At 40.5% G+C, this 22604-nt stretch carries 24 protein-coding genes; 3 read left to right on the forward strand and 21 right to left on the reverse strand.

The genetic code is table 11. The features are described 5' to 3' along the window. Positions 1 to 279: 279 nt before the first annotated feature. The 12 genes from P855_RS0110210 to P855_RS0110270 all read right to left on the reverse strand — a co-directional run bounded on the left by P855_RS0110210 (position 280) and on the right by P855_RS0110270 (position 12554). On the reverse strand, positions 280 to 1338 hold the full coding sequence (locus P855_RS0110210) for a bifunctional 3-deoxy-7-phosphoheptulonate synthase/chorismate mutase (RefSeq protein WP_028783483.1): 1059 nt from the start codon (positions 1336 to 1338) through the stop codon (positions 280 to 282). Positions 1339 to 1540: 202 nt separating this feature from the next. Further along, a complete protein-coding gene (gene ytxJ / locus P855_RS0110215) occupies positions 1541 to 1882 on the reverse strand; it encodes a bacillithiol system redox-active protein YtxJ (RefSeq protein WP_028783484.1) in 342 nt (113 codons plus the stop codon). A gap of 63 nt (positions 1883 to 1945) precedes the next feature. Continuing rightward, the gene (locus tag P855_RS0110220; RefSeq protein WP_028783485.1) at positions 1946 to 2407 is read right to left on the reverse strand and encodes a YtxH domain-containing protein; all 462 of its coding nucleotides are present in this window, start codon (positions 2405 to 2407) and stop codon (positions 1946 to 1948) included. A gap of 2 nt (positions 2408 to 2409) precedes the next feature. After that, positions 2410 to 2844, reverse strand: coding sequence for a DUF948 domain-containing protein (locus P855_RS0110225; RefSeq protein WP_028783486.1), 435 nt, complete (start codon positions 2842 to 2844; stop codon positions 2410 to 2412). A gap of 299 nt (positions 2845 to 3143) precedes the next feature. Continuing rightward, positions 3144 to 4442, reverse strand: coding sequence for a UDP-N-acetylmuramate--L-alanine ligase (gene murC / locus P855_RS0110235; RefSeq protein ID WP_028783487.1), 1299 nt, complete (start codon positions 4440 to 4442; stop codon positions 3144 to 3146). Between the two features lie 264 nt (positions 4443 to 4706). Further along, on the reverse strand, positions 4707 to 5837 hold the full coding sequence (locus P855_RS0110240; protein WP_028783488.1) for a nicotinate phosphoribosyltransferase: 1131 nt from the start codon (positions 5835 to 5837) through the stop codon (positions 4707 to 4709). Positions 5838 to 6007: 170 nt separating this feature from the next. Next, entirely contained in the window at positions 6008 to 8680 is a 2673-nt protein-coding gene (locus P855_RS0110245; protein ID WP_028783489.1) for a DNA translocase FtsK, read from the reverse strand. Positions 8681 to 8808: 128 nt separating this feature from the next. Next, on the reverse strand, positions 8809 to 9414 hold the full coding sequence (gene ytpR, locus P855_RS0110250) for a YtpR family tRNA-binding protein (protein ID WP_028783490.1): 606 nt from the start codon (positions 9412 to 9414) through the stop codon (positions 8809 to 8811). Between the two features lie 2 nt (positions 9415 to 9416). Beyond that, positions 9417 to 10235, reverse strand: coding sequence for a DUF1444 domain-containing protein (locus P855_RS0110255; RefSeq protein ID WP_028783491.1), 819 nt, complete (start codon positions 10233 to 10235; stop codon positions 9417 to 9419). A 90-nt stretch (positions 10236 to 10325) separates the two neighbouring features. Continuing rightward, positions 10326 to 10643 (reverse strand): thioredoxin family protein, encoded by a 318-nt coding sequence (locus tag P855_RS0110260; protein ID WP_028783492.1) that lies wholly within the window; start codon positions 10641 to 10643, stop codon positions 10326 to 10328. Positions 10644 to 10708: 65 nt separating this feature from the next. Then, a complete protein-coding gene (locus P855_RS0110265) occupies positions 10709 to 11740 on the reverse strand; it encodes a PTS transporter subunit IIC (protein ID WP_028783493.1) in 1032 nt (343 codons plus the stop codon). Positions 11741 to 12047: 307 nt separating this feature from the next. After that, positions 12048 to 12554 (reverse strand): hypothetical protein, encoded by a 507-nt coding sequence (locus P855_RS0110270; protein ID WP_028783494.1) that lies wholly within the window; start codon positions 12552 to 12554, stop codon positions 12048 to 12050. 161 nt (positions 12555 to 12715) lie between these two features. Here P855_RS0110270 and P855_RS0110275 point away from each other — a divergent pair, with 161 nt between their 5' ends. Continuing rightward, positions 12716 to 13156 (forward strand): YtoQ family protein, encoded by a 441-nt coding sequence (locus P855_RS0110275; protein WP_028783495.1) that lies wholly within the window; start codon positions 12716 to 12718, stop codon positions 13154 to 13156. Positions 13157 to 13291: 135 nt separating this feature from the next. Here P855_RS0110275 and P855_RS0110280 read toward each other — a convergent pair whose 3' ends face one another. Beyond that, on the reverse strand, positions 13292 to 13816 hold the full coding sequence (locus P855_RS0110280) for a DUF84 family protein (protein WP_037985761.1): 525 nt from the start codon (positions 13814 to 13816) through the stop codon (positions 13292 to 13294). Positions 13817 to 13982: 166 nt separating this feature from the next. Beyond that, complete coding sequence (locus P855_RS0110285) at positions 13983 to 15050, reverse strand: M42 family metallopeptidase (protein WP_028783497.1); 1068 nt, start codon at positions 15048 to 15050, stop codon at positions 13983 to 13985. A gap of 141 nt (positions 15051 to 15191) precedes the next feature. On the opposite strand from P855_RS0110285, the gene P855_RS0110290 reads away from it, so the two are divergent. After that, positions 15192 to 15506 (forward strand): PepSY domain-containing protein, encoded by a 315-nt coding sequence (locus P855_RS0110290; protein WP_028783498.1) that lies wholly within the window; start codon positions 15192 to 15194, stop codon positions 15504 to 15506. Between the two features lie 47 nt (positions 15507 to 15553). Here the strand turns inward: P855_RS0110290 and P855_RS0110295 are convergent, their stop codons facing one another. Together P855_RS0110295 and trmB are read right to left on the reverse strand one after the other, a co-directional pair. After that, the gene (locus P855_RS0110295) at positions 15554 to 16405 is read right to left on the reverse strand and encodes a YtnP family quorum-quenching lactonase (protein ID WP_028783499.1); all 852 of its coding nucleotides are present in this window, start codon (positions 16403 to 16405) and stop codon (positions 15554 to 15556) included. Positions 16406 to 16470: 65 nt separating this feature from the next. Further along, a complete protein-coding gene (gene trmB / locus P855_RS0110300) occupies positions 16471 to 17112 on the reverse strand; it encodes a tRNA (guanosine(46)-N7)-methyltransferase TrmB (protein ID WP_028783500.1) in 642 nt (213 codons plus the stop codon). Between the two features lie 543 nt (positions 17113 to 17655). On the opposite strand from trmB, the gene P855_RS0110310 reads away from it, so the two are divergent. Then, positions 17656 to 17958, forward strand: a complete 303-nt coding sequence (locus tag P855_RS0110310; protein WP_028783501.1) for a YtzH-like family protein — start codon at positions 17656 to 17658, stop codon at positions 17956 to 17958. Here P855_RS0110310 and P855_RS0110315 read toward each other — a convergent pair. From P855_RS0110315 to P855_RS0110335, 5 genes are all read right to left on the reverse strand, one after another. Continuing rightward, positions 17933 to 18736, reverse strand: a complete 804-nt coding sequence (locus P855_RS0110315; RefSeq protein WP_028783502.1) for a phosphotransferase family protein — start codon at positions 18734 to 18736, stop codon at positions 17933 to 17935. The two genes, P855_RS0110310 and P855_RS0110315, sit on opposite strands and share 26 nt — an antisense overlap. Before the next feature lie 166 nt (positions 18737 to 18902). Then, positions 18903 to 19829, reverse strand: a complete 927-nt coding sequence (locus P855_RS20770; protein WP_051353137.1) for a diacylglycerol/lipid kinase family protein — start codon at positions 19827 to 19829, stop codon at positions 18903 to 18905. Between the two features lie 96 nt (positions 19830 to 19925). After that, positions 19926 to 20840, reverse strand: coding sequence for a hypothetical protein (locus P855_RS0110325; protein WP_028783503.1), 915 nt, complete (start codon positions 20838 to 20840; stop codon positions 19926 to 19928). Positions 20841 to 20844: 4 nt separating this feature from the next. Next, positions 20845 to 21411 (reverse strand): RNA 2',3'-cyclic phosphodiesterase, encoded by a 567-nt coding sequence (thpR, locus tag P855_RS0110330; protein WP_037985763.1) that lies wholly within the window; start codon positions 21409 to 21411, stop codon positions 20845 to 20847. A gap of 5 nt (positions 21412 to 21416) precedes the next feature. Then, positions 21417 to 22595 carry an MFS transporter gene (locus P855_RS0110335; protein WP_028783505.1) on the reverse strand — a complete coding sequence of 393 codons (1179 nt, stop codon included), beginning with the start codon at positions 22593 to 22595 and terminating at the stop codon, positions 21417 to 21419. Positions 22596 to 22604: the final 9 nt, after the last annotated feature.

The following is a 22604-nucleotide window of genomic DNA, read 5'->3' on the forward strand; positions in this document are numbered from 1 at the left end:
CAAAGTATAAGAAAAACTAAGGCTTTCGCCATTAGGAAGCGGCGATAAGCCAAGTTTTTCTAATCACAAAGAGGATTGACTTAAGACCTCGAGGGGGTAGGCGCTGGCCGATGAAAACGCCACGTCCTGTGGCGACATCGGCACTAGCACGTCCTATGCGTCGGAGCTGGATATGGCTCACCGTGTACAGCTATCCACAAATAGAAAATTATAATTTCCTTAGCCAAAAATAAAACCGGACTGAGATCGCCTCAGCCCGGTTCTTTTGTTCCCTATTGATTACTTGGTCAATTCCTTCATGAAGTCTTTGAACATATCAATGTCCATTTGTTGTGCAGAGTCAGAAAGTGCTACGGCAGGATCAGGGTGAACTTCTGCCATTACCCCATCTGCTCCAATCGCAAGTGCCGCTTTAGCTGCCGGCAGCAATAAATCGCGACGGCCAGTGGAATGTGTGACATCCACCATGACAGGTAAATGTGTTTCCTGCTTCAAGATTGGGACAGCTGATATGTCTAATGTATTTCTTGTGGCTTTCTCGTAAGTCCTGATGCCACGTTCACATAGCATGATATTGGCATTACTGCGTGAAATGATGTACTCAGCAGCATTGATGAATTCTGAAATGGTAGCTGACATTCCACGTTTCAATAATACTGGTTTATCAACAGAACCTGCAGCTTTCAGCAGTTCAAAGTTCTGCATGTTACGTGCCCCAATTTGAATGATATCGACATAATCAACAGCTTTGTATACGTCAGCCGGATTAACAATCTCACTGATTACAGCTAAGTCGTATTCATCAGCGACACGTTTCAATATTTTAAGACCTTCGAGGCCAAGTCCCTGGAAATCATAAGGAGAAGTCCTTGGCTTGAACGCTCCACCTCGCAGTATTTTAAGTCCTTGTTTCTTAACAGCTTCTGCCACGGCAGCAACTTGTTCGTAACTCTCAACTGCACAAGGTCCCATAATAAAATGGGGATTGCCATCTCCAATTTTTTCTCCATTTATATCGATTATCGTATCTTCCGGTTTTTTCTTCCGGGAAACTAGCAGTGCTTTTCGGTGGTCGTCTTCCTGCAGCTCCAGGCTGGCTTTAAATATCTCTTTGAACAATTGCTGAATGGTCGAGTCTTCGAATGGTCCATCATTATGTTCATTAATTTGGTCCAGCATTTTTCGTTCACGTACTGGATCAAAACGATTAACCCCCTGTGTATTCTTGACTTTTCCGATCTCTTGAACAAGTTCACCTCGTTTGTTTATCAGGTCGAGGATTTCTAAATTCACGCTATCCAGTTCATCACGTAATTGGTCCAATTGTTCATTACTCATGATAAAGCCTCCATTCCGTTTTACTTTGCTGAAAAAATTGATAATTTCAAATGATAATTACGGAACATTATATATGACTTCTGCTTTCTTGTCACCCCTTTAAAGCGATAAAATCTCAAAGAATTTTCACATAATAAATTGAAAACGTTTACAAATAAAATAAAAACGAGAGGTCAGGGTTTGCCTCTCGTTTGCTACCTGCTTAATCAGAGGAATGAAGCCGGTTTGAACTATCTTCTAACGCTTCTACTGTTACAGCTCCATGAGAGTCATGCCAAATCACTTGTTTATTATGAAATAACAATGCCTGGGGAGACTCGTGCTTGACCTCATATTCTTCTGCAATTTGATTAGAAAGTGGACGAGCTTCCTGAACATGAAGCATATAACATGGAATATCTGTTTTCTCATTGAACTGATCGTACTGCCTTTTCACAAAAGTACTGACAGGACATGTCAGGCTGTGCTTAAGGAGATAAAAGGCGTTTTTCTGATCTAATAAACGGTTGAATTCTTCTTCTTTGGTAATTACTTGTATGTCCATCTGGATCCTCCTATATATCTTAAACTAAAATGACGAGACTGAAAGCAGCCTCGTCACTCTTATTTATTTTGCATTGGTTGAAGTCGAAGCTTCCTGTTGTTTCTCTAATTCTTCTGCTGCTTCCTCAATCGCCTCTGCAACTTCCTGGGCTGCTTCCTCTGCTTCTGCGTCATCCTGTCCGCGGATGTTTCTTACTTTGTCACCAATGTTTTTAGTAGAATCTTTAAAACGTGTACCAAGTTCCTGGGATTTTTCTGTGATATTCTTAGAAAATTGGGATGAAGATTCAACGGCACGTTCTTTCCATTCGCCGCTTTTTTCTGTGGCCACTTCTTTCCATTCGCCGGCACGATCTTTCAGATAATTGGAGCCCTGATTTAGATCATCACGGAACTCACGTCCTGCTTTCGGTGCGAATAATAGTGCCACAACAGCACCAACTACCCCACCGATTAATGAACCGACAATAAAATCTCTTCCGTTTTCCTTGTTGTTTGGCTGGTTTTGCTTTTGCTTTTCACTCATTTTTAAATTCCTCCCTCTGATTTTCTTGCATCTTCTCTTTTATATTTTTTATATAAATTGATGGCCACCTGTCCCCATTTCATTGCCTGGGCTGCAGAATCTTCGTCATTGATCTTAGAAGATGTCAAGCTTCTTGATACGGAGCGGATGGACTGATTGAACTCCTGCACGGAGTCCCCTATTCCTTTCACTCCATCAACCAGTGAATTAAGCTTTTGGGATTTTTCACCGACATCCTCCGCCAATTTATTGGTTTTATTCAACAGCGCAGTCGTTTCAAGGGTGATTCCTTCCATCTGTTCCTCGACCCCTTCTAATGTATCCGCTACGTTGTTCATTGTCCGGGAAACTGACTTCAAGGTGATACTCAGATAAATCACCAATACTGCAAATGCTACCGCAGCTATAAGCGCAGCAATGTATAATAGAATTTCCATTCCCACTGTTCATCTCCTTTGTTATGTATTTTTTCATGTTAAAGTAAATACCCTGTCTCGATTATAGCTAAACTAAGATATAGGGACTATGGTTCTATTAATGTATTATTCGTTTTTAACCTCGGAATATCCTTTTTTTTCGTATCAATCTGCAAAAAAAATTTTAAGAATTTTAACACTATGTGTCACAAATACTCCTTTGCTTTTTATATTTAAGGATTTAATCACAAACCCTAAACAAAAAAGCTGTTCCAAGAGCATGCCCGCCAGCATCCTCTTGAAAAGGCAGCCTTTTTACATCAGCTATTCAATTGACCTTCATAAGCCTGCTGGTATTTTTGGATATCACCAGCGCCCATGAATACTAACACACTATTATCATATTCCTTTAAGACACTTGTATCTTCTGCCATAAGCAAATTCGATTCCGGAATAAGTTTCTGAAGATCCTGGATGGTCAAATTGCCGTTTTCTTCTCTTGCAGAACCGAATATGTCACACAAATAGATCGCATCCGCTTCCTGCAGGCTCTCGGCAAATTCTTTCAGAAAAGTTTTAGTTCTTGTGAAGGTATGTGGCTGAAAAATTGCCACGACTTCCCGCTCCGGATATTTTTTACGGGCAGATTCGATTGTAGCTGAAATTTCAATCGGATGATGAGCGTAATCATCTACCAACACCTGGTCCCCGACCTGCTTTTCCGTAAACCGCCGTTTTACGCCTTCAAAAGTTTTGATTTTCTTGATTTCTTCAGCTGACATGTCTTCATAATGACATAACGCTATCACACTCAGCGCATTTAATACGTGATGATTACCGTATCCGGGGATGATGAAAGTATCATAATACGTATTTCTTACAAATACATCGAAGGATGTCCCTTCAGGATTTTCCTGAATATTTTGTGCCTGAAAATCATTCGCATCCGCCAACCCGTAATATAAGACAGGGACGTTCGCCTGGATGTGCTGGAGATGCTCATCATCACCACATGCAATTATCCCCTTTTTCACTTGCTTTGCCATTTCTTGAAAAGCCTGGAACACATCATCGATACTGGTGAAATAATCAGGGTGATCAAAATCGATATTTGTCATAATTGCATAGTCAGGATGGTAGGAAAGGAAGTGGCGTCTGTATTCACATGCCTCAAATGCAAAATACTGACTGTTTTTATGTCCTTTTCCGGTCCCATCTCCAATCAAATAAGAGGTGGGATAATTTTCAGAGAGTACATGTGCCAATAAACCCGTTGTAGAGGTCTTCCCATGCGCTCCGGTCACGGCAATGCTTGTGTATTTCTGCAGCCACTCTCCTAAAAACTCATGATAACGATAATATGGCAGTCCCAGCTCTTTTGCTGCCAATATTTCTTCATGTTCATCATTAAAAGCATTCCCGGCTATTATCGTCAAACCCTCTTTGATATTTGCTTTGGAAAAAGGCAAAATTGAAATATTTTTAGCTTCCAATATTTCCTGTGTAAAAAAACGTTTGTCAACATCGGACCCTTGGACATGTTCGCCCGAGTCATGCAAAATTTGTGCAAGGGCACTCATTCCCGTCCCTTTGATACCAATGAAATGGTAAGTCGTCATAAACAAGTACCTCCAAAATTATTGAGTCACTTTTACTTAGTATATGTATCATACTAAAACTTGCGATTTTCAAATCTGCCAGTCAGGCCATTATTATAGCAAAGAAAAGCAGTAGATGAATGAGCAATTAGACATTTTTATACTTCCCTATTTTAGCATGGAATAACATGAAGTAAAAAGAAAGAAGTATTTATATGCACTTCTTCAGAATCATAATAAAAGAAAAAACTTACTTCCTCCCCAGGAAGTAAGTCTTCTTGATTATTACTCGTTATTTTCATCCGTCGATTGTGGCTGGAATGGCACCCTTTCCAAGCGGGGATTCGGGTTATAACGACGTCCTTCTTTTGCTTCCGGCTCTCCGTTCAGAAGGACATTATCTCCCGTGAAACCGATGTCTATTTTCAATAGACTCCCCCCTACACCGTACATATCGACAGGGACTTTCAGCTCCTCGAACATGCGGATTCTATCTTCTGTAAAACCTCCGCTTACCACGATTTTCACATGGTCATAGCCTTCTTTATCAAGTGTTCTTCTTAAAGCGAAGATTAGTTCCGGATTAACTCCTCGAGGATCGAAAGTACCCATCAGATGTTGATTTCGTAAGAAGTATTTATCGACCATACTGCGTGATGTATCGATACGGACGGCTTTTAATTCGTCGCCAAACTCGCGGGCCACTTTCAAAGAATCTGTGATCACATCATTATTGTAATCAACCAGTGCCATCAACTCATCTTCAGGAAATTGCTGATGGTAAGCTTTTGTCGCTGCAACAACATCCCCTTTGAACATTTGAATCAAAGCGTGGGGCATCGTCCCCATGCCCTCTTTTCCCCACCATTCATTCATGGCATGAGTAGCTTGTGCCGTCGATCCACCAATAAAAGAAGCATACCCATCCCCTGCCTGCTGTGTATAATGATCATCACGATCTCCCATAAAGATAATCGGCTTCTGTTTCCCGCTCGTCCGTGCTGCTTTTACTACATTATAAACATTCGTTGCTACAGACGTACGGCGAGCGAATATTCCATCTATAATTCCCTCTAAATAACCGAAGTTCTGATAAGGACCGGAAATGGTCATGACGGTTTCATACGGGCTTACTTTATCCCCATCCTTTAATGAATAAATTTCTAATTCTTCCGGCTGATCCGCAAATGTATGAATCAAAGCGATTACTTCATCTGTACCACATAAAACAGCATCATTCTTCTGGAAAAATTGCATGGTTACATGGTTATCCTTCAAGTGATTTTGTACTATTTCTTTCGTTTTCAGGAAATAAACGGCAGAAAACCAGCCTTCCCCCACTCGTTCATCAAACTTGAAAGTCTTATTAGTCAACCGATCGATTTCGCCATTTAACTTACGTGTGATTTCCTTCATAATTCTGCTCCTTATATAAGAAAAGTCCTTGTCCGAATAAAATCATTCATTTCTAATCATATAAAATCTGGTTAGCTAACACAAGCTATTTCTGAAACAGACTAAAAAAGCCGCTTTTTCCCGCCTCAAAACGCGAGGGAGAATAGCGGCTGCATGATAAGCAGGAATCGTTATTTCAGTTCGGCAGATTCACTTGGGTGAAATAATTCGTTTACTTGCTCTTTACTTAATAATACATCTCTTGGTTTACTGCCTTTTTGTTCCGATATGATTCCGTATTCTTCCATGTGGTCGATCAGCCTTGCAGCACGGTTGTAACCCACTTTGAATCTTCTCTGAAGCATGGACGCACTCGCGCCATTATGTTCGATAACAAAAGAGACTGCTTCTTCAAATAATTCATCTTGTTCGCCAGCTTCTGAGCTTGCTTGCATCATCAGTTCCTCTTGTTCAAAAAGGAAATTAGGTGGAGCTATTTTCTTTACGTGGCTTGTAATACGTTCGATTTCATCATCCGAAACGAACGCCCCTTGAATTCTTACTGACTGCCCGGAACCATTTTCCACAAACAGCATATCCCCTTTTCCAAGCAATTTTTCTGCTCCTGCCGTATCAATGATCGTCCGGGAGTCTACTTGTGATGATACACTAAAGGCTATCCGGGTAGGAATGTTAGCTTTAATCAATCCAGTGATGACATCTACGGATGGACGCTGTGTCGCTACTAACAGATGAATGCCACAGGCACGGGCTTTTTGAGCGAGACGGCAAATAGCATCCTCGACATCCTGCGGAGAAACCATCATCAAATCAGCAAGTTCATCAATAACGACAACCAGGTATGGCATTTTTTCTTCGACGCGGTTCTGTTTGATCATTTTTTGGTTATAACGTTCTACATCTCTGACACCTTCTTTAACGAACTTTTCATAGCGGTCATCCATTTCTTTAACTGCCCATTTAAGTGCCTTGGTTGCTGCTTTTACATCTGTGATTACAGGTGATACTAAATGCGGCAGATCATTATATGGCGCAAGTTCCACCATTTTCGGATCGATCAATAGAAATTTGACCTCTTCATGGTGGGCCTTATAGAGTAGACTGACAAGAATTGTATTGATACAGACACTCTTTCCAGAGCCTGTTGCTCCAGCTATTAACCCGTGCGGCATTTTTTGCAGGTTCGTCACTATAGGTGTACCACCAATATCCAATCCAAGCGCCACGGTTAAAGGAGAAGGATCCTCTGTGAAGTACGGAGATTCAAAGATTTCCTGTAACCCGACTAAGTCTGATTTTTCATTAGGAATCTCAATCCCGACCGCTTGCTTCCCTGGTATTGGCGCTTCGATACGTATCGCTTTGGCCGCCATACTTAGTTTAATGTCATCTGAGAGGTTTGTAATTTTACTTACCTTCACCCCAGGCTCAGGTTGAACTTCAAATCTGGTGACCGATGGACCACGCATAGCATTTATGACCTTCGCCCGGACATGAAAGTGGTTCAGGGTAGTCTCAAGTAATTCCATCTGGTGCTTTATTTGTTCATCATCTTTGTCGCGTTTTCTTATGGGGTCATCTAATAAATGTAGTGGTGGTTTCCGGTAAGCTGCTGCAGGCTTATCCGTTTCTTGCTTTTCTTCTATTTTCACTTCTGATTGTTTGACCGCTGTTTCTTTATTCTTGTTCCTTTTATCCCTGGGTGTCATGATGACATTAAATGGAACACTTTGTTTTCCTTTTTTGGAATGGTGTTTTGCTTGATTTCTTTTCTTATGTTGTTCTTTTTTCTCTACTGGCTTCCCGATATGGGTATGGGCATGAGCTTTAGACCTCTCCTCCTCATTGGAAGCAGGACCTTTTGGAAGCGTATCTTTTTCAGCAGGTTCAACTGGATCTGAATGTTCTTCAGGTTCCGGCGGCTGTTCATATACTATAGCTTCCACATTCTCATTTTCGTCTATCTGGGTTGTTTCATCTTTCGTATTTTCTGTAGCTACTGTTTCCTCTTCTTTTATTTCTTTGATAGATTCATCTGTTGTTTCATCTTGAACTGGTGTTTCTACTGAGGCTGCAATATAATCCTCTGAATTTACAACAGGATCCTCTTCAATCTTTGGAAGCTCTTCTTCACTGCTATCTTGCTGTTTCACTTGATCAGCCGCAAATGTCTTCTCTTCATTTATCTCCTCAGAAATCTCATCGACCTTTTCTTCTCCGTGATCCACTGGAATTTCTTCTAAAGGCGTAACGATTTCTTTTATTTCCGAATGGGAAGAAGCATCTTCCCTATAGCGGGCCAGCAGTTCTGATAGGCTCTCTGCCTGAGGCCGATGATCTCTTTCTGAAGAAGCTGTGTCATCTATTACCTTACTTTTTCCTACTCTCGGATGGTAGCCATAAATTGGCGAAGGTACTTCGGAAGGCTGAAAAGGGATATTGTTTACTTCTTCCCTGCTGCTTTCTTCCTTTTGATAACGTCTTTCATTTTTTGGTTTGTCGTTGTTTTTCCGGTTATGTACAGGGGTATACTCTTTTTTCGTTGTATAGCTTCGCTGCTTTGCACTTTCCCTGTCAGGGCTTTTAACCGGGTTAGCCTGATATTCGTGCGAAGGAGTTTGGACAGGACGACGACTGCTTTTATGTTCTTGATGCGGTGAACGATGATCCGGAATTACAGGAAAACGGAATTCGCCTTGCTTAGGATATTTATAAGCCATTTTCGTTTTTACATAAGGGTCATTATTTTCTTTGTGCTTTAACGTGTTATCAACCTGCATCGGCTGTTCAGATGTCTCGTTGGCTAAAATATCTTTCAGTTTTTTCTTCATCTGATTCCACATTTATATCACTCTCTTCTAACAAAGGTTTTATCTTATATTTTAACAGGTTTTTCAGTCATACAGGTTATTTTTTAAAATAAAAAAAGACTGTAGCGTGAAAATAGTGCTACAGTCATCTAATCTGAATTCTATATTTCAAAAACCTGGCCGATTTCATATCCATCTTCCAGCACAAGGATACCCTTTTCTTTAGGAGCATCCGGCATACCTAATTCTTTTGCTGAACAGATCATTCCCTGGGAATCCACCCCTCTTAATTTGGAAGGCTTGATTTTCATACCACTCGGCATGACTGCGCCAACCTTGGCCACAACCACTTTTTGGCCGCTATCGACATTAGGAGCACCACAAACGATTTGCAGCTTTTCATCACCTACATTTACCTGGCATACACTCAGCTTATCTGCATTTTCGTGCTGATCTTTTTCTTCAACATATCCAACGATGAATTTGGGAGACAAATCTAGATCCAACTTTTCGTCCAGGTCATTTTTTTCAAGAATGTTTTTGATTTTATCAAGCAATGACTCCGTAAGCCTGATTTTCCCATGCTCAGACAAATTCATATAGGAAGAAAGATTAAAAAGATTATACCCGAGCAAACTTCCATCACGCTGATCAGTAATCTTCACCACATCTCCGTGATGCTGCTGTTTAATATAGTTGCGATCTCCATCTTTGATTGGAAAAATCAGTACATCTCCGATTCCTTTGGGGTTATAAAATACATACATGCCTACTCGCCCTTTCCTTCATCTTTAGGTTTATTTTGAGCCAGAATGAATATGGGTTCCAGCTGTTTATCTTCATATAAAAATGATAATGAAGTGACTGGTGTTCGTCCCTCTGCAAAGAATTTCATCGCCATTTGAGCTAAAATGTCATAGCCGGCGGGATTTTGGACGTCAGCAAAAATCAGCACATCCTGATGTGGAATACTCAGTGCCAGTTCCCCTTCTGCCTTCGCTTTCATTTCTTCCAGTAATGCCTCATTCAACACCCGGCTGGCATCGTACCCGTCATTCGTCGATAGAAAGTAAAATGTATTCCCATACACTTCGTCTTTTTTCAAATCTACGGATAGTGAACGGACATTGAAGCTTGCAATTTCCCTAACACGATCCGCCGTCCAGCCTTCCTTCTCCAGCATTTCTTCATCAATCAGCTGATAGGATTTGCCGAGATCAAGGGCATAATAAATCCTTGTTTCGGCGGTGTGTTCCGAAAACAGCAGCTTTTTTCCTGAAGAAGTCTCGGTCGGAAATGATCCTGCACGGATAACAGGGTAAATATGTTGTTCTTTTCCTTCCAAATGATGCGTTTCATTCATAATCCGTAACGCTTCTTTGATATGCTCCTCTAATTCATCCAATGCTTCTTCACCGCGATTTTCCCACTTAGAGATAACGTTAGGCAAGGTAATGGTTATCCCCTGGCCAGATTCCTTCCATTCTACCCGGAATGTATCTTTATCACGGTTGAAAGAAGTACGCCACTCTTCCACTTGCAACCGATCTTCGAGTTTTCTTTTCATTTTGATGCTTGTCATTTTCATACCGTTTCCTCCTTTATTTTGGAGAGAAATCAATTACTTTGTCTATTTTAGCATAAAAAAACTGCGCTTCAACAATCGCGCAGTTTCTGACTATATCTTTAATCCGTCAATGAATGCCTCGATTTCATCTCTTGTTTTCCGCTGCTTACTGACAAAGCGGCCGATCTCTTCTGCTTTATGAAAGGCAAGGAAGCTGGGAATACCAAGGACTCCAAATTCGATGCAAATATCCAGAAAGTCATCTCGATCAATATATACAAAGTTATAATCTGAATATTTTTCTTCGAGCTCTGGAAGGAAAGGTTCAATGAAACGGCAATCCGGACACCAGTCAGCTGAGAATAACATAATTACCTTTTCTTTGTTTCGCCATTCATAAAATTGTTCTTCTGTTTTCAACTGTTCCATCTCTACACCTCCGCTTCCATCCTAACATAGCACCTGGTAAATCTGGGTCATGCTTGCTCAAATTCTTATTCATAATCAATTTTCATATCACCCGGCTGGATCCATCCCTTTTTCCGGAACCACTCTGCTATCAATAAACTGATGATTGCAGGTGAGATGATATGAAGTATCATTAACACCCAGAAAACCTCCCAACTGAACGCCATCGCCTCAAACGTCATGATTTGCCCCACGAACCCACTGGTGCCCATTCCAGCACCCATTGGGTTGTTTTCCATTTTGAGCCAAACAGTAGCGATGGGGGCCAGCACAGCCCCTGCTATCGTAGGCGGCAGAAGGATAATCGGTTTTTTTATAATATTAGCCACTTGGAGCATCGATGTGCCAACCCCCTGTGCCAGTACACCACCCAGACCGTTATCTCGATAACTGATGGCCGCAAATCCGATCATTTGTGCAGCTCCTCCAACGGTAGCCGCACCAGCTGCAATTCCATCTAACGAAAGCATTAATGTAATGGCCAGACTTGAAATTGGTGCAGTCAATGCTAATCCTAACAATACAGCGACAATTATCCCCATAATGAATGGCTGCTGGTCAGTCGCCCAAATGATAACTTCCCCAAACCACACCATGAAATTTCCAATTGGAGGACCAATGAAAGAACCGACGATAAAACCTGTAGCAATCGTAAGAAAAGGCGTTAAAATTATATCAATTCGTGTTTCTTTACTAATTAATTTACCTGTTTCAGTTGCAATCAATGCTGTCACATAGCTTCCAGCCGGACCTCCGAGTTCAGCACCGAATGCACCACTGAATAAAGCAGCGAACATAACAAGTGGCGGAGCCTTCAATCCATAAGCGATCGCTATACCAATCGCTCCTCCCCAAATTTTCACATCCATTGCGAATTCGCCCATTTCGATTAATGAAGCAGACAAGTATGGCCAGAAATCCAGCTGCTCCCCCATGGTCTTTATAATTAATCCTATTATTAGCGATGAAAACAACCCAAGAGCCATGAAACTCAATGCAGTTATAAAATATTCTTTTGCACTAAGAGTTACTCCTTTTTTCTCAAAGAAACGCTTCATTCTTTCCCCTCCCTAAGGTATGCAACCATTATATTTTACAAAAATATTTTACATGTGTAAAGACACTAAGATAGTAAAATAGTTTTTTCATTGGATGGGAGTTTTTTTGGATTCAACAAACTCTTTGCTATTAATGGTTATATAAGGATTACTTACTACTGTAGGAGCACATTTTGAATCATCTGGTAAGGGAACCAGCTTTGCAATCCTGGGAGGATTATTTATCATAACGGAAAACTTATTTCTTCAACCTATTTTAAACAAAAAATTCCCTGGGCAGGAAAACCTGTTCAGGGAACTTTAATAACTAATAAGCGATTGAATTAGCAATCTTCATCATCTTTTCTGCATCATCCATTAAACTGGCTTTTTCAGCGTAAGTTGTGACCTTTACGCCACCTACACCTACTTGAAGTTCATATTTTTCTTCCTCGTTTACGGGCATCACTCTTATATAACCAAAACGGCCTTCATCTTCGAAAGATTTTAACAACAGATGATTATCTTTTTCAGAGGCGGCCTGATAGTTCAGTTTACTTTTCCGTTCTTCTTTTGGATTATAAAATAATATAAATGTCTGCTCTCCCTCGTTAAGAATCAAGTTACTTTTCGATTCTTCTGAGATCTTCATGCTATCAGGGATATATAATGAAAATGAATCCGTCTTATGATTCGTTTTGGTTTCGTTCTTCTCAAAGGTCGATTTTGCAACTTCATATGTTTTCGAGATTGCATCTTCTTCAGACATAAAAAAACTACATCCCCCGAGTACAAAAACAAGAATAGTCAGAGTTAAACCAATCGTCTTCTTCATAGATTATTCCTCCTGCAACTCCCTCTTTTTACTTTCATGATACTATTGTTTGTTGATTTGACAAGTTCCATTTCGTTCCATCGCCTTTCAATGGACAGCTTCTTATAAATTGTCCATAATGAAAATGTAGGAACAAAGGTAATGAATGGGAGGAATTAATTATGGAACTGACCGTATATTTAGCCGGACAAATTCATGATGATTGGAGAAACGAAATCAAAAGTAAAGCAAAAGAAAAAGATTTACCTCTGACGTTTGTCGGGCCCCAGGAAAACCATGACCGCTCCGACAATATCGGGGAAGACATTCTTGGTGAACAGCCTGGCAGTCTGTTCAAGGATGATGCGGCATCCAGCATCAATAACTTCAGGACACAAGTACTACTTAAAAAATCTGATGTTGTCATCGCCTTATTCGGGGAGAAGTATAAGCAATGGAATACGGCGATGGATGCGAGTGCTGCTATTCACTTGAATAAACCAACGATTATTGTACGCCCTGATTCATTAATTCATCCATTGAAGGAATTGACGAACAAAGCCGATGTAACGGTCGATACTGTCGATCAGGCATTGGAAGTATTGCAATACATTTATGAATAAGACATTAGAGAACAAAATAAGGCTGCCCCATCGGTATGAATCACCTGATGGGACAGCCTTATTTTTTATTAAAGCAGGGAATTTGAAGTGAATTTGACTTCCTATTCAAGTAAATCTGATTTTCCCCATGAAAGGTTAAGCTTGTTCCGCTTTTTGCCTGTTTGCAAATTCATATTGTCCTTTCAAAAGTCTGGTAATATGGATGAACATTTCTTTACGATCTACTGCTGCATTAGTAAAAATACCAATCGCTCCTTCGTTTCTTCTTACCTCCTGCTTATCCGCATATTCATCCATGATATCGCCTAGTTCCCTTCCCTTTTCTAACCCTATCTTAATCTCTTCAGGTAATGGAATTCTTGCTCCACTGGCTAAATATAAGTTTTCAAATTCATCAACTAATGCGCCCCAATTACAAAGGTAAAGTTCATCAGCTATTTCCATCACTCCACCTTCTAAACCGAGCCCCATAACTCCTTTTTTCATTTTTGCACATTCTCTTGCACGGTTGATAGCCCCTTCCTGAGTTTCTTCATCAGAAAAAGGTTGAGCGGACACTTTAGATTCAACTTCTACTCCCTCAATATCGAAACTATGGAATACTTCTTTAACAGATTCTATTTTTGTAGGGTTTTTCGACCCAGTATATATACGAACCATTCTATTCACCTTTCTATCGAACAATTACTTCCTTACACTATACATCATTACCACCATTCAGGTCTATGGTTAAAAAGTCAACGTTGATCAGAAGCATTCCTCTCCTAAACCATAAATAAAATCACGCAGGCTTCAATTAAAGCTGCGTGATTTTATTTATGAATCCTTATCCATTATTACGAATTTGTGCGACCGTATTTTGATCTGTTGTTTTCACCAATTTTACCAACAGCTCTTTAGCTGCTGCATAATCATCTACATGAATAATGGAAGATGATGTATGGATATACCGCGAACAGATCCCTATCACTGCAGATGGTACGCCATCATTGGAAATGTGCACTCTTCCTGCATCTGTGCCACCTTGAGAGATGAAATATTGATAGGGGATATCATTGCTTTCAGCTGTATCCAGAATAAATTCGCGAATGCCGCGGTGTGTCACCATACTTCTGTCGAATATACGAAGAAGCGCCCCTTTGCCAAGTTGCCCAAACTCTTTATCATCTCCACTCATATCATTAGCAGGAGAAGCATCCAGGGCGTAAAAAATATCCGGTTGTATCATATTAGCTGCAGTTTGAGCACCCCGAAGCCCGACTTCTTCCTGAACAGTAGCACCAGAGAAAAGCTGATTGGGTGTAGCTTCCCCTTCCAATTCTTTCAACAGCTCTACAGCAAGCCCGCAACCGTAACGATTATCCCAGGCTTTTGCAAGGATTTTCTTCTCATTTGCCATTGGGGTAAAAGGACAAATTGGAACAATTTGCTGCCCCGGTTTAACACCAATCCGCTTAACATCGTCTTCGTCATCTGCACCAATGTCGATTAACATATTTTTCACTTCCATTGGTTTCTTACGTTGTTCGGGGGTCAGGTTATGCGGAGGTATAGAACCGATCACTCCAGTGACGGGACCATTTTCCGTAATTACTTGTACTCGTTGAGCAAGCATAACCTGGTTCCACCATCCTCCAAGTGTCTGGAATCGAATCATCCCATTCCTGGTAATTTGCGTAACCATGAAACCAACTTCATCCATATGTCCGGCTACCATTACTTTCGGGCCTTCACCTTTTTTGACCCCGAAAACCCCTCCCAGGCCATCTTGAATGATTTCATCTGAATACTTTTCCAGCTCTGATTTCATAAACTGACGTACCAGATGCTCATTGCCCGGTGCGCCAGGTAATTCCGTCAATGTCCGGAATAAAGATTGAGTTTCTTTATTCATTATGTATCGAACTCCTTTCGCTATAGTCACCATTTTACCGAAACTTTCGACTACTTTCTACTTTTCAGACTGATTTTAGTTTTCATTATGAAATACATTTAGTATACTAGTGGGAAAGAATACTTATTGAGGTGAATAGTGATGGATTGGAAAAAAGTCGCAATTGCGGCAGGTGCTGGTGCTTTAGCTGGCTATGTCGTCAAAGAACAAGTCTTCAACAAACAGGGGGTCACTCCTGAAAAAGCATTGAAAATTGCAAAGGAAGCTTTCAAAAAACAAGGACCAATCAGTGGATCCTGGATTTACATGAAACCAGAAGAATTGACTAAAAACGGAATGGACTATGAAGTATATCGCGGAGGTGTATCTAAGAGTCAGGATGGAGAAACCTCTCAATACGAATTCTTCATCGATGCACAAACAGGAACCATCGTTGATGTGGCTGAAGCAAATTAATAACAAAAGCCGTGCCGGTTTAATAAACCAGCACGGCTTTTGTTCATTTAGTAAGCATACCGATGGCGTTTCACCTCATCTATTTTCGTCTCATCCTGGTCGAATTTGATTGCCCGGTAATGGGCATCATGGTAAAAGGTATACCAGGCATTCCGTTCATAGCCATAGTTCATCCATTTTTGTTTTTCATGAACTGAGGTTACCGGATAATCATCATATGCCAGAACCCATAAAGGATTCTGGTGTCCATGTGTCGGCATGATGTCCGCCATATGGATGAATCGATCTTCTCCATCTTCAAATAAGATTATACTATGCCCATCACTATGCCCGCCTGTATGAATCATTTTCAAGCCTGGCAATAATTCCTTTTCTTCCTGAAATGTATGTACCTGACTTTCTACAGGCTTCCAGTTTTCTTCCCAATACGTATTAGCAGAACGGAGATTAGGATTTTTCATTTCCTTCCATTCCACTTCGGAAGTTATGATTTCTGATGCAGGAAATGTAGAAACAAGTTCACCTTCCTGCCACTGTGTCAATCCACAGGCATGGTCAAAATGAAGGTGTGTCATTAAAACCTTATCAATATCTTTTGTAGTCAACCCCAGTTTTTCCAGAGATTCATCCAGCTTCGATTCTTCCAAAACACCAAAGTTCCTGATTTGCTTTTCAGAAAATTTACCATTTCCTACACCCGAATCAATCAGGAATCTCTGATCGTCAACTTCCAATAAAATAGGGTCAGACCGAAGCTCAATTTGGTTCTTATCGTTAACAGGGTATTTTTTTGTCCATAGTGGACGCGGAACAACGCCGAACATCGCTCCTCCGTCCAAATGGGTAACGCCACCTTGAAGCCAGGTCAGTTTAGCACGTCCTACTTGCAATGTTTCCATCTGTTCCCCTCCTTTTGCTTACAAATTAAAGTGTACCATAACAGCAGAGAAGTATGGAAATACTATCAGTCCTTGAAAGAGATACGGCAACGATAAATCGGCTGGCCTTTTTCCGCAAACTTTTCCTCATATTCAGTAGGAACATTCAACGGATCATCCAGTTGGTGTAAATCGAGTTCCACCTCTTCCAAACGCATTCCAAATTGAGAAAAACTGATTAGCGAATATTCGAAAAGCTTTTTATTATCGGTTTTCATTGTGATGCTTCCATCCGGTTTTAAAATACTCTGGTATTGTTCTAAAAACGTATGGTATGTTAATCTTCTCTTTTCATGCCGTGTTTTCGGCCAAGGGTCCGAAAAATTAAGGTAAAGGTGGTCTACTTCATTTTCACCGAACAATTCCCTCAAATCCTCCGCTTTCTCATTCACCATACGGACATTGACTGTGTCAGCATCAATCACTTTCTTGACTGCCCCGACAATGACACTTTTAACACGCTCAATACCTACAAAATTGATATCTGGATGCTGCTTCCCCATCCCGGCGATGAATTGTCCTTTTCCGGATCCGATTTCCAAATGTAACGGCTGTTCTTTTGGAAAAAGTGTCTGCCATTCATTTTTATGGGCAAATGGCTCCTGGACAACGATGTGGTCATTTTCTCGCAGAAAATCATCTGCCCAAGGTTTATTACGTAAGCGCATATCTTATTCCTCCTCTAACGTCTAAACTTTACCATGAAATCACTATCTTAGAAAAGTTTTTAGCGAATATGAAGAAAAATGGCGTATACCTCCATCTATCACCATATAAACAGCTATACAAAAGATATATGACTTTTATCACCGTACATCCTTTTTCAGGAGCGATAACTGATGACTTAGTCATTTGGATTGTAAGCGTTTACTGGGATATGATTATAATCGTATGATTAACACTACAAACATGGAGTGAGTATTTACTGATGAAACTATTTACCAGTTTGATTGAAATGAGTGTAATTGCTGTATTTTCCGTGCTTTTCGCTGGATATGCTCTTTTCATATATCCATTCGAAAAATTGACACAACTCGTAAACCCCGAAGTTCGCAAAAATCAAGTCAAGTATGCACCACAAGCATAAAAGTCTGATTACGACATCATGAATATATTATCCAAAAAAACTTGGGCTCCTTAAAAGGAGCCCAAGTTTTTTGTATAGGAAACTGCATTTTTCAGCATTCTAAATTAAAAAGGGGGATCAATTCATGCCATTAACAATAAATGACCAGTTGAACGTCTTATACGATTTGCTTACAGAACATAGTGAGGATGGGTGTGGAACAGTTGCAGAATGTCAACAGATCGCACGCCTTGTCCATTCCCTGCAATCTAAACTGGGAAATGAGCCTGAACAAAATATACAGGATTATTTACCAGGTATTTATGATTATAGTCAACAAAGCTTATCAGACGAACAAATGACAGAACATATCTATAATAATCAAGCTAATTTAAAGCACTGGGTCAGTGCTCTGGCTGAGTTCAAAGATACCAGATATCATGATTAGCCATCAGTCGCATCAGCGAATCCGTTCGCTGAGCGGCTTCATCTATATCTCCACGCATGCGATGCCATTGAATAAAAGTCAATGATTGAGCTATCGCATACCATGTCATCCTTGTATACAGGTTCTCCGTTTCCTCCACCCCGTATCTTTCCAGCCAGGGTTTCCAATCCTCTTTAGGGATATACCAATGTAACAACATCCCTAAGTCCATTGCCGGATCAGCCACCATTGCGTTATCCCAATCAATTAAATACAGTTGATCATCCCTGGATAACATCCAATTATTATGATTCATATCACAATGACACACTACATGCTTAGCAGCTTTCACTTCGCCCAGTTTGGCTTCCAGATAATCGATCGCTATATAAATTTGTTTCCATGGGTCGATGTCCTTGAAAAGACGTTCGTTCTCTTTAATATCTTCAAGGATATCTTCCGGTAGCAGTGGATGTTTGCTTATTCGCATCAGCATGTCTAAAAGTTCGGAAGAATGATGGATCTTACTCAACAGTTTGGCTACCCGTGGATGTTTCATTTCTTCTTGTTTGAGTTCCCTGCCTTCCAGCCATTCCTGTGCAGTGATCACATCACCATTTTCCAACCTTTTTGTCCATACAAGCTTAGGTACGATTCCTTCTGCAGACAATACAGCCAGGAAAGGGGATGAATTCCGCTTTAAGAATAGACGTTTATTATTATTTTGTGCATAATAGGCCTCACCAGTTGATCCACCGGCTGGTGTAATGGTCCATTCTTCTCCAAGTATGTGTTCCAAGCGTTTCACCTTCAATTCCTCAAATCTTTAAGTATTGCCGTGCCATAAGCGGTATTTTAAGTATACATGATTTTCTTTCTATAGCCAGTAAAAGTTTTATCACGCGGTATGATACACGCTTTATAGAATATCTTATCTCCCAGACCAATTTCAAGAACAAGCTTCTCTATCCAAGGTATACTCTCCGCTTTTGCTCTGGTATTTCTATGCTGCAAAATCGACATGAGCACACTTCTCCGTCAATCTGCACCGGGATGGTAGATTGCGACTCTACAGTAATTGTTCTGCCCTTATATTGTTTAACTTCTCTTAAAGATGTGTGTTTCCCAAAAAACACAGTGATAAACAATAAAAATATTTTCCATTTTGGCAGCGATTCAACTACGATGACGGAGTAGAAGTCCTTATCAAGTCTTGCCTTAGGAGCGATTTTCATTCCTCCCCCATAATAGGGGTGTCTCGAAACAGTCACCATATACGCATCCTTTACATGCTTAACTTTACCATCAATAGAAAGGGTGATATCTAATGTTTTATATGTAGGAAGTACTGTAAAAAAAGCAATGATATAGCTCATGAACCCGATTCTCATTTTGTTAAAAGTTTTTTTGAGTGAGGAGTTATCCGCTTTATAAGCAACTTCAGCGTCCAGACCAAATCCTATACTGTTCATAAAATGGCGACGACCCTTATCGTCATTACGAAATACGTAAGTCCCGGTCTTAAAGGATAGGACTCTGGGTCGGTCTAAAATTCGCTTAAATAAGTCAACCGGATCCATATGTATGCCCGCACCTCGCGCAAAGTCATTTCCAGAGCCTGCCGGTATAAAAGCAAGAGGTATTCCGGGATAATGCTTTAAGCCATTCACCACTTCATGTAAGGTCCCATCTCCTCCTATAACAATCACAGATTTTATCGTCTCGTGATAAATTTCAGACACTTGTTTGGTAATCTCTTCTGCATGACCTTTATAATTGGTGATAAACGATCTGCATTGATTCGTCTGGAATGAATGTTCACGCTGAATTTTCTCTAATATACACGAGGCTCTGCCATTACCAGCTATCGCATTCACGATGACAATATGCATGTCTTCCCCCCTAGTTTATTGCAAAGCCTTTGCGAGCCTATTATACTACAAATAATGTAAGGGTAGTTCCTTCAGACTCAGCGCCACGAATTAACCCTAGATTGATTCTCCGTTTATGAACTCCTGTTCCTCCTCCCCCCATTCCGGACGCCTTATGGCAGTAGTCTGGCTATGTTTAAGCAGAGCTTCAGCAACTTTCAATTGCATATGTTTTAATGGTGAATGCAATTTTCTTTTTTCTTCAAACCATTTCTGAAATTCGTCTTTACCAATACAACTCGTATGAAAACTTTCTTCGGGAGATTTAAACTGGTTGTCAGGTGCAAGTATCACTTTTTTATAAGGAAAATCAATGTCATATTTGGAAAGAACACTTTTTACATATGTTTCACTTCTATTCAAAGCAAACATTGGGCTGATTATTTTTGACCTGCTTTGTTGATCTTCGATATACCAGATTCTGTTATCTGCTGGTAGAATTACCGAATTTGCAGAAGTCTCCATGAAATGAATGATCTCAATCCCTAATGGGCCAATCAGGATTGTATTTATTTCCATCGCCGCTTGTTTGACTTTGACCAGTGGAGCATACATGATAAGGAAGGTATCGGGAAACCGTTGTAAAAGGTATTTCAAGTGCTTATCACACTTATAATCCTTGTCTAAAAACGACGTTTCCCATAGAGTCGATGATGCCCACTTCAGTTGAACAGAAAAGATATCATCAAGAAAGGTCTGCTTTGCTTGTTCTAACGACATTGGAGGTTCGGGAGGAGGAAGCAGGTCATCCTCTTCTTTCCCTTGTCTTTTAAATAGACGTTTCCATTTAAATGGAGGTTTGACTTTTTCAGATGGTGCAGGATCTTGCATCAAACCTAAGCGCTGTTCGGTCCACTTTTGTTTCATTGTCTCCCAGTGCTGCTTTTTGGCAAGGATATACTCTCCCGGATACTTATATATATCGGTTTCATATCGGGAAATATAATCCTGAAGTTTAATTAACTGCGCCATTCTGTCACCCCAATTTAATCGTCTCGACTATTTCATACTTAGGTGTTTTCGCCGGATCGATGCGGAAAACATGGAACCGGTCTACCGGTAAAGTCATCGTTTCTTTCAATGTCTCCAATTTTTCAAGCGGAAAAGCACCCGTCTGTTCCGGTTTCCACTTTTTCGCTATGGTGATATGCGGCCGGTATGGACGGTTTTCTTTTCGGAAATCTGCAGCTTTCAGCCTTGTATCCACCATTTCTTTCAGACTTTTTAAAGAAGGATGATCTTCAACTTCCATGAATAGAACCCTCGGCTTTTGCTTTTGACCAAAGAACTTCAGGTCTGAGGTCTTGAGATGGAAAGGATCAGGGTACTTTTGAGCATCTTCCTTCAACATTCGTAGTACATCAGTGATATTTTCCGAATCTACTGCTCCGAGAAATTTCAATGTGATATGAAAGTCTTCTGGATTCGTCCATGTTTTATATTGTATCAACTGTTTGAGTTTTTTTTGCCATTCCATCAGCACCTCACGTATTTCCTCGGAAATAGGGACGCCAACGAAATAATGGGAGCTTCCTCCTTGCATGGTAATCAGCCTCCTTCTAATTTAATTTGCTTAGCTTCCCGTTTACTTACCACCACTATCAGCATTATCCCAGTAAATGTCATAGCAGAGAAAAAGCCATACATTCCGAATACATGGAATGCATCTATCCATACCCCACCTGTAAACGTAAAAAATGCGTTACCCAATCCATTTCCTACTGCAGAGTACATGCCTACCGCTGTCGCAATAACATCTTTAGGCGCAAGTTCCCTTACCAGAATCAAGGCAGCTGGGATATACAGTCCGACGGATACACCTTGCATGATAGTTGTCGCATAAACGATTCCACTGGAGGGTTCAAGTGTATATATAAACCATCGGACAAATGAAACAGAAGAGCTGACGATCAATACTCGAAAAATTCCCAGCTTATCAATTATAAATTGGGATATTTTCATAAAAGGAGCTTCACTTCCCGCAGCTAATAAAAACGCTATTCCTACTGCGGTTAGTGTCCCGCCGACAGTTAAAATAAATGTACCAAAATAATAATTGTTTGCTAAAACCGGTCCAAAAACTAAGAAATTTGAAATTAAAAAAATCATAAAACTTTTTTGTTTGGTTAACACCTTGATGCCTTCACGAAAAGATACGGCTACTCCCGCTCCATGTTTCGGGAATTGAGAGAGAGATAATAAAGCAATTATAAGCGCTCCGCTAAAAAACACGAATACCCAATTCAGTGATCCAGCTACCTCTGTGACACGTCCTAATACAAAAACTGCCACAGCAAATCCGATGGCTCCCCATAAACGGATATTTCCATATTGTTTCCCATGCTGCTGTACATAACTAAGCGATAAACTATCAGAGAGAGGCACAATAGCTGACTGAAATACTGCGATGACCAGCATACCAGCATATAAGAATATAAAGCCTTGCCAAAGCGGGTAAAGCAAACCCAAAACAGCAGCCAATAATGTCGCTATCGCGAGCAGCCGTCTAGTTCGTTTTGTATGATCGCTAATCATCCCCCAGACAGGTTGAATAAAAATAGTGACTAAAGGCAATGCAGCGATAACTAATCCAATTTGAGTATGGGTCAATCCTTTTTCTTCTTCTAAAAAGATAGATAACAGCGGAAAGAGGGCACCGAAACCGAAGAATGTGAAGAAATAGTATATCTGGAAAAAACGATACGTTTTATGCTTGTATTCCTGCATTTGGTATTC

It is taken from the genome of Thalassobacillus devorans MSP14, assembly GCF_000496835.1.
GTDB lineage: Bacteria > Bacillota > Bacilli > Bacillales > Halobacillaceae > Thalassobacillus > Thalassobacillus devorans_B.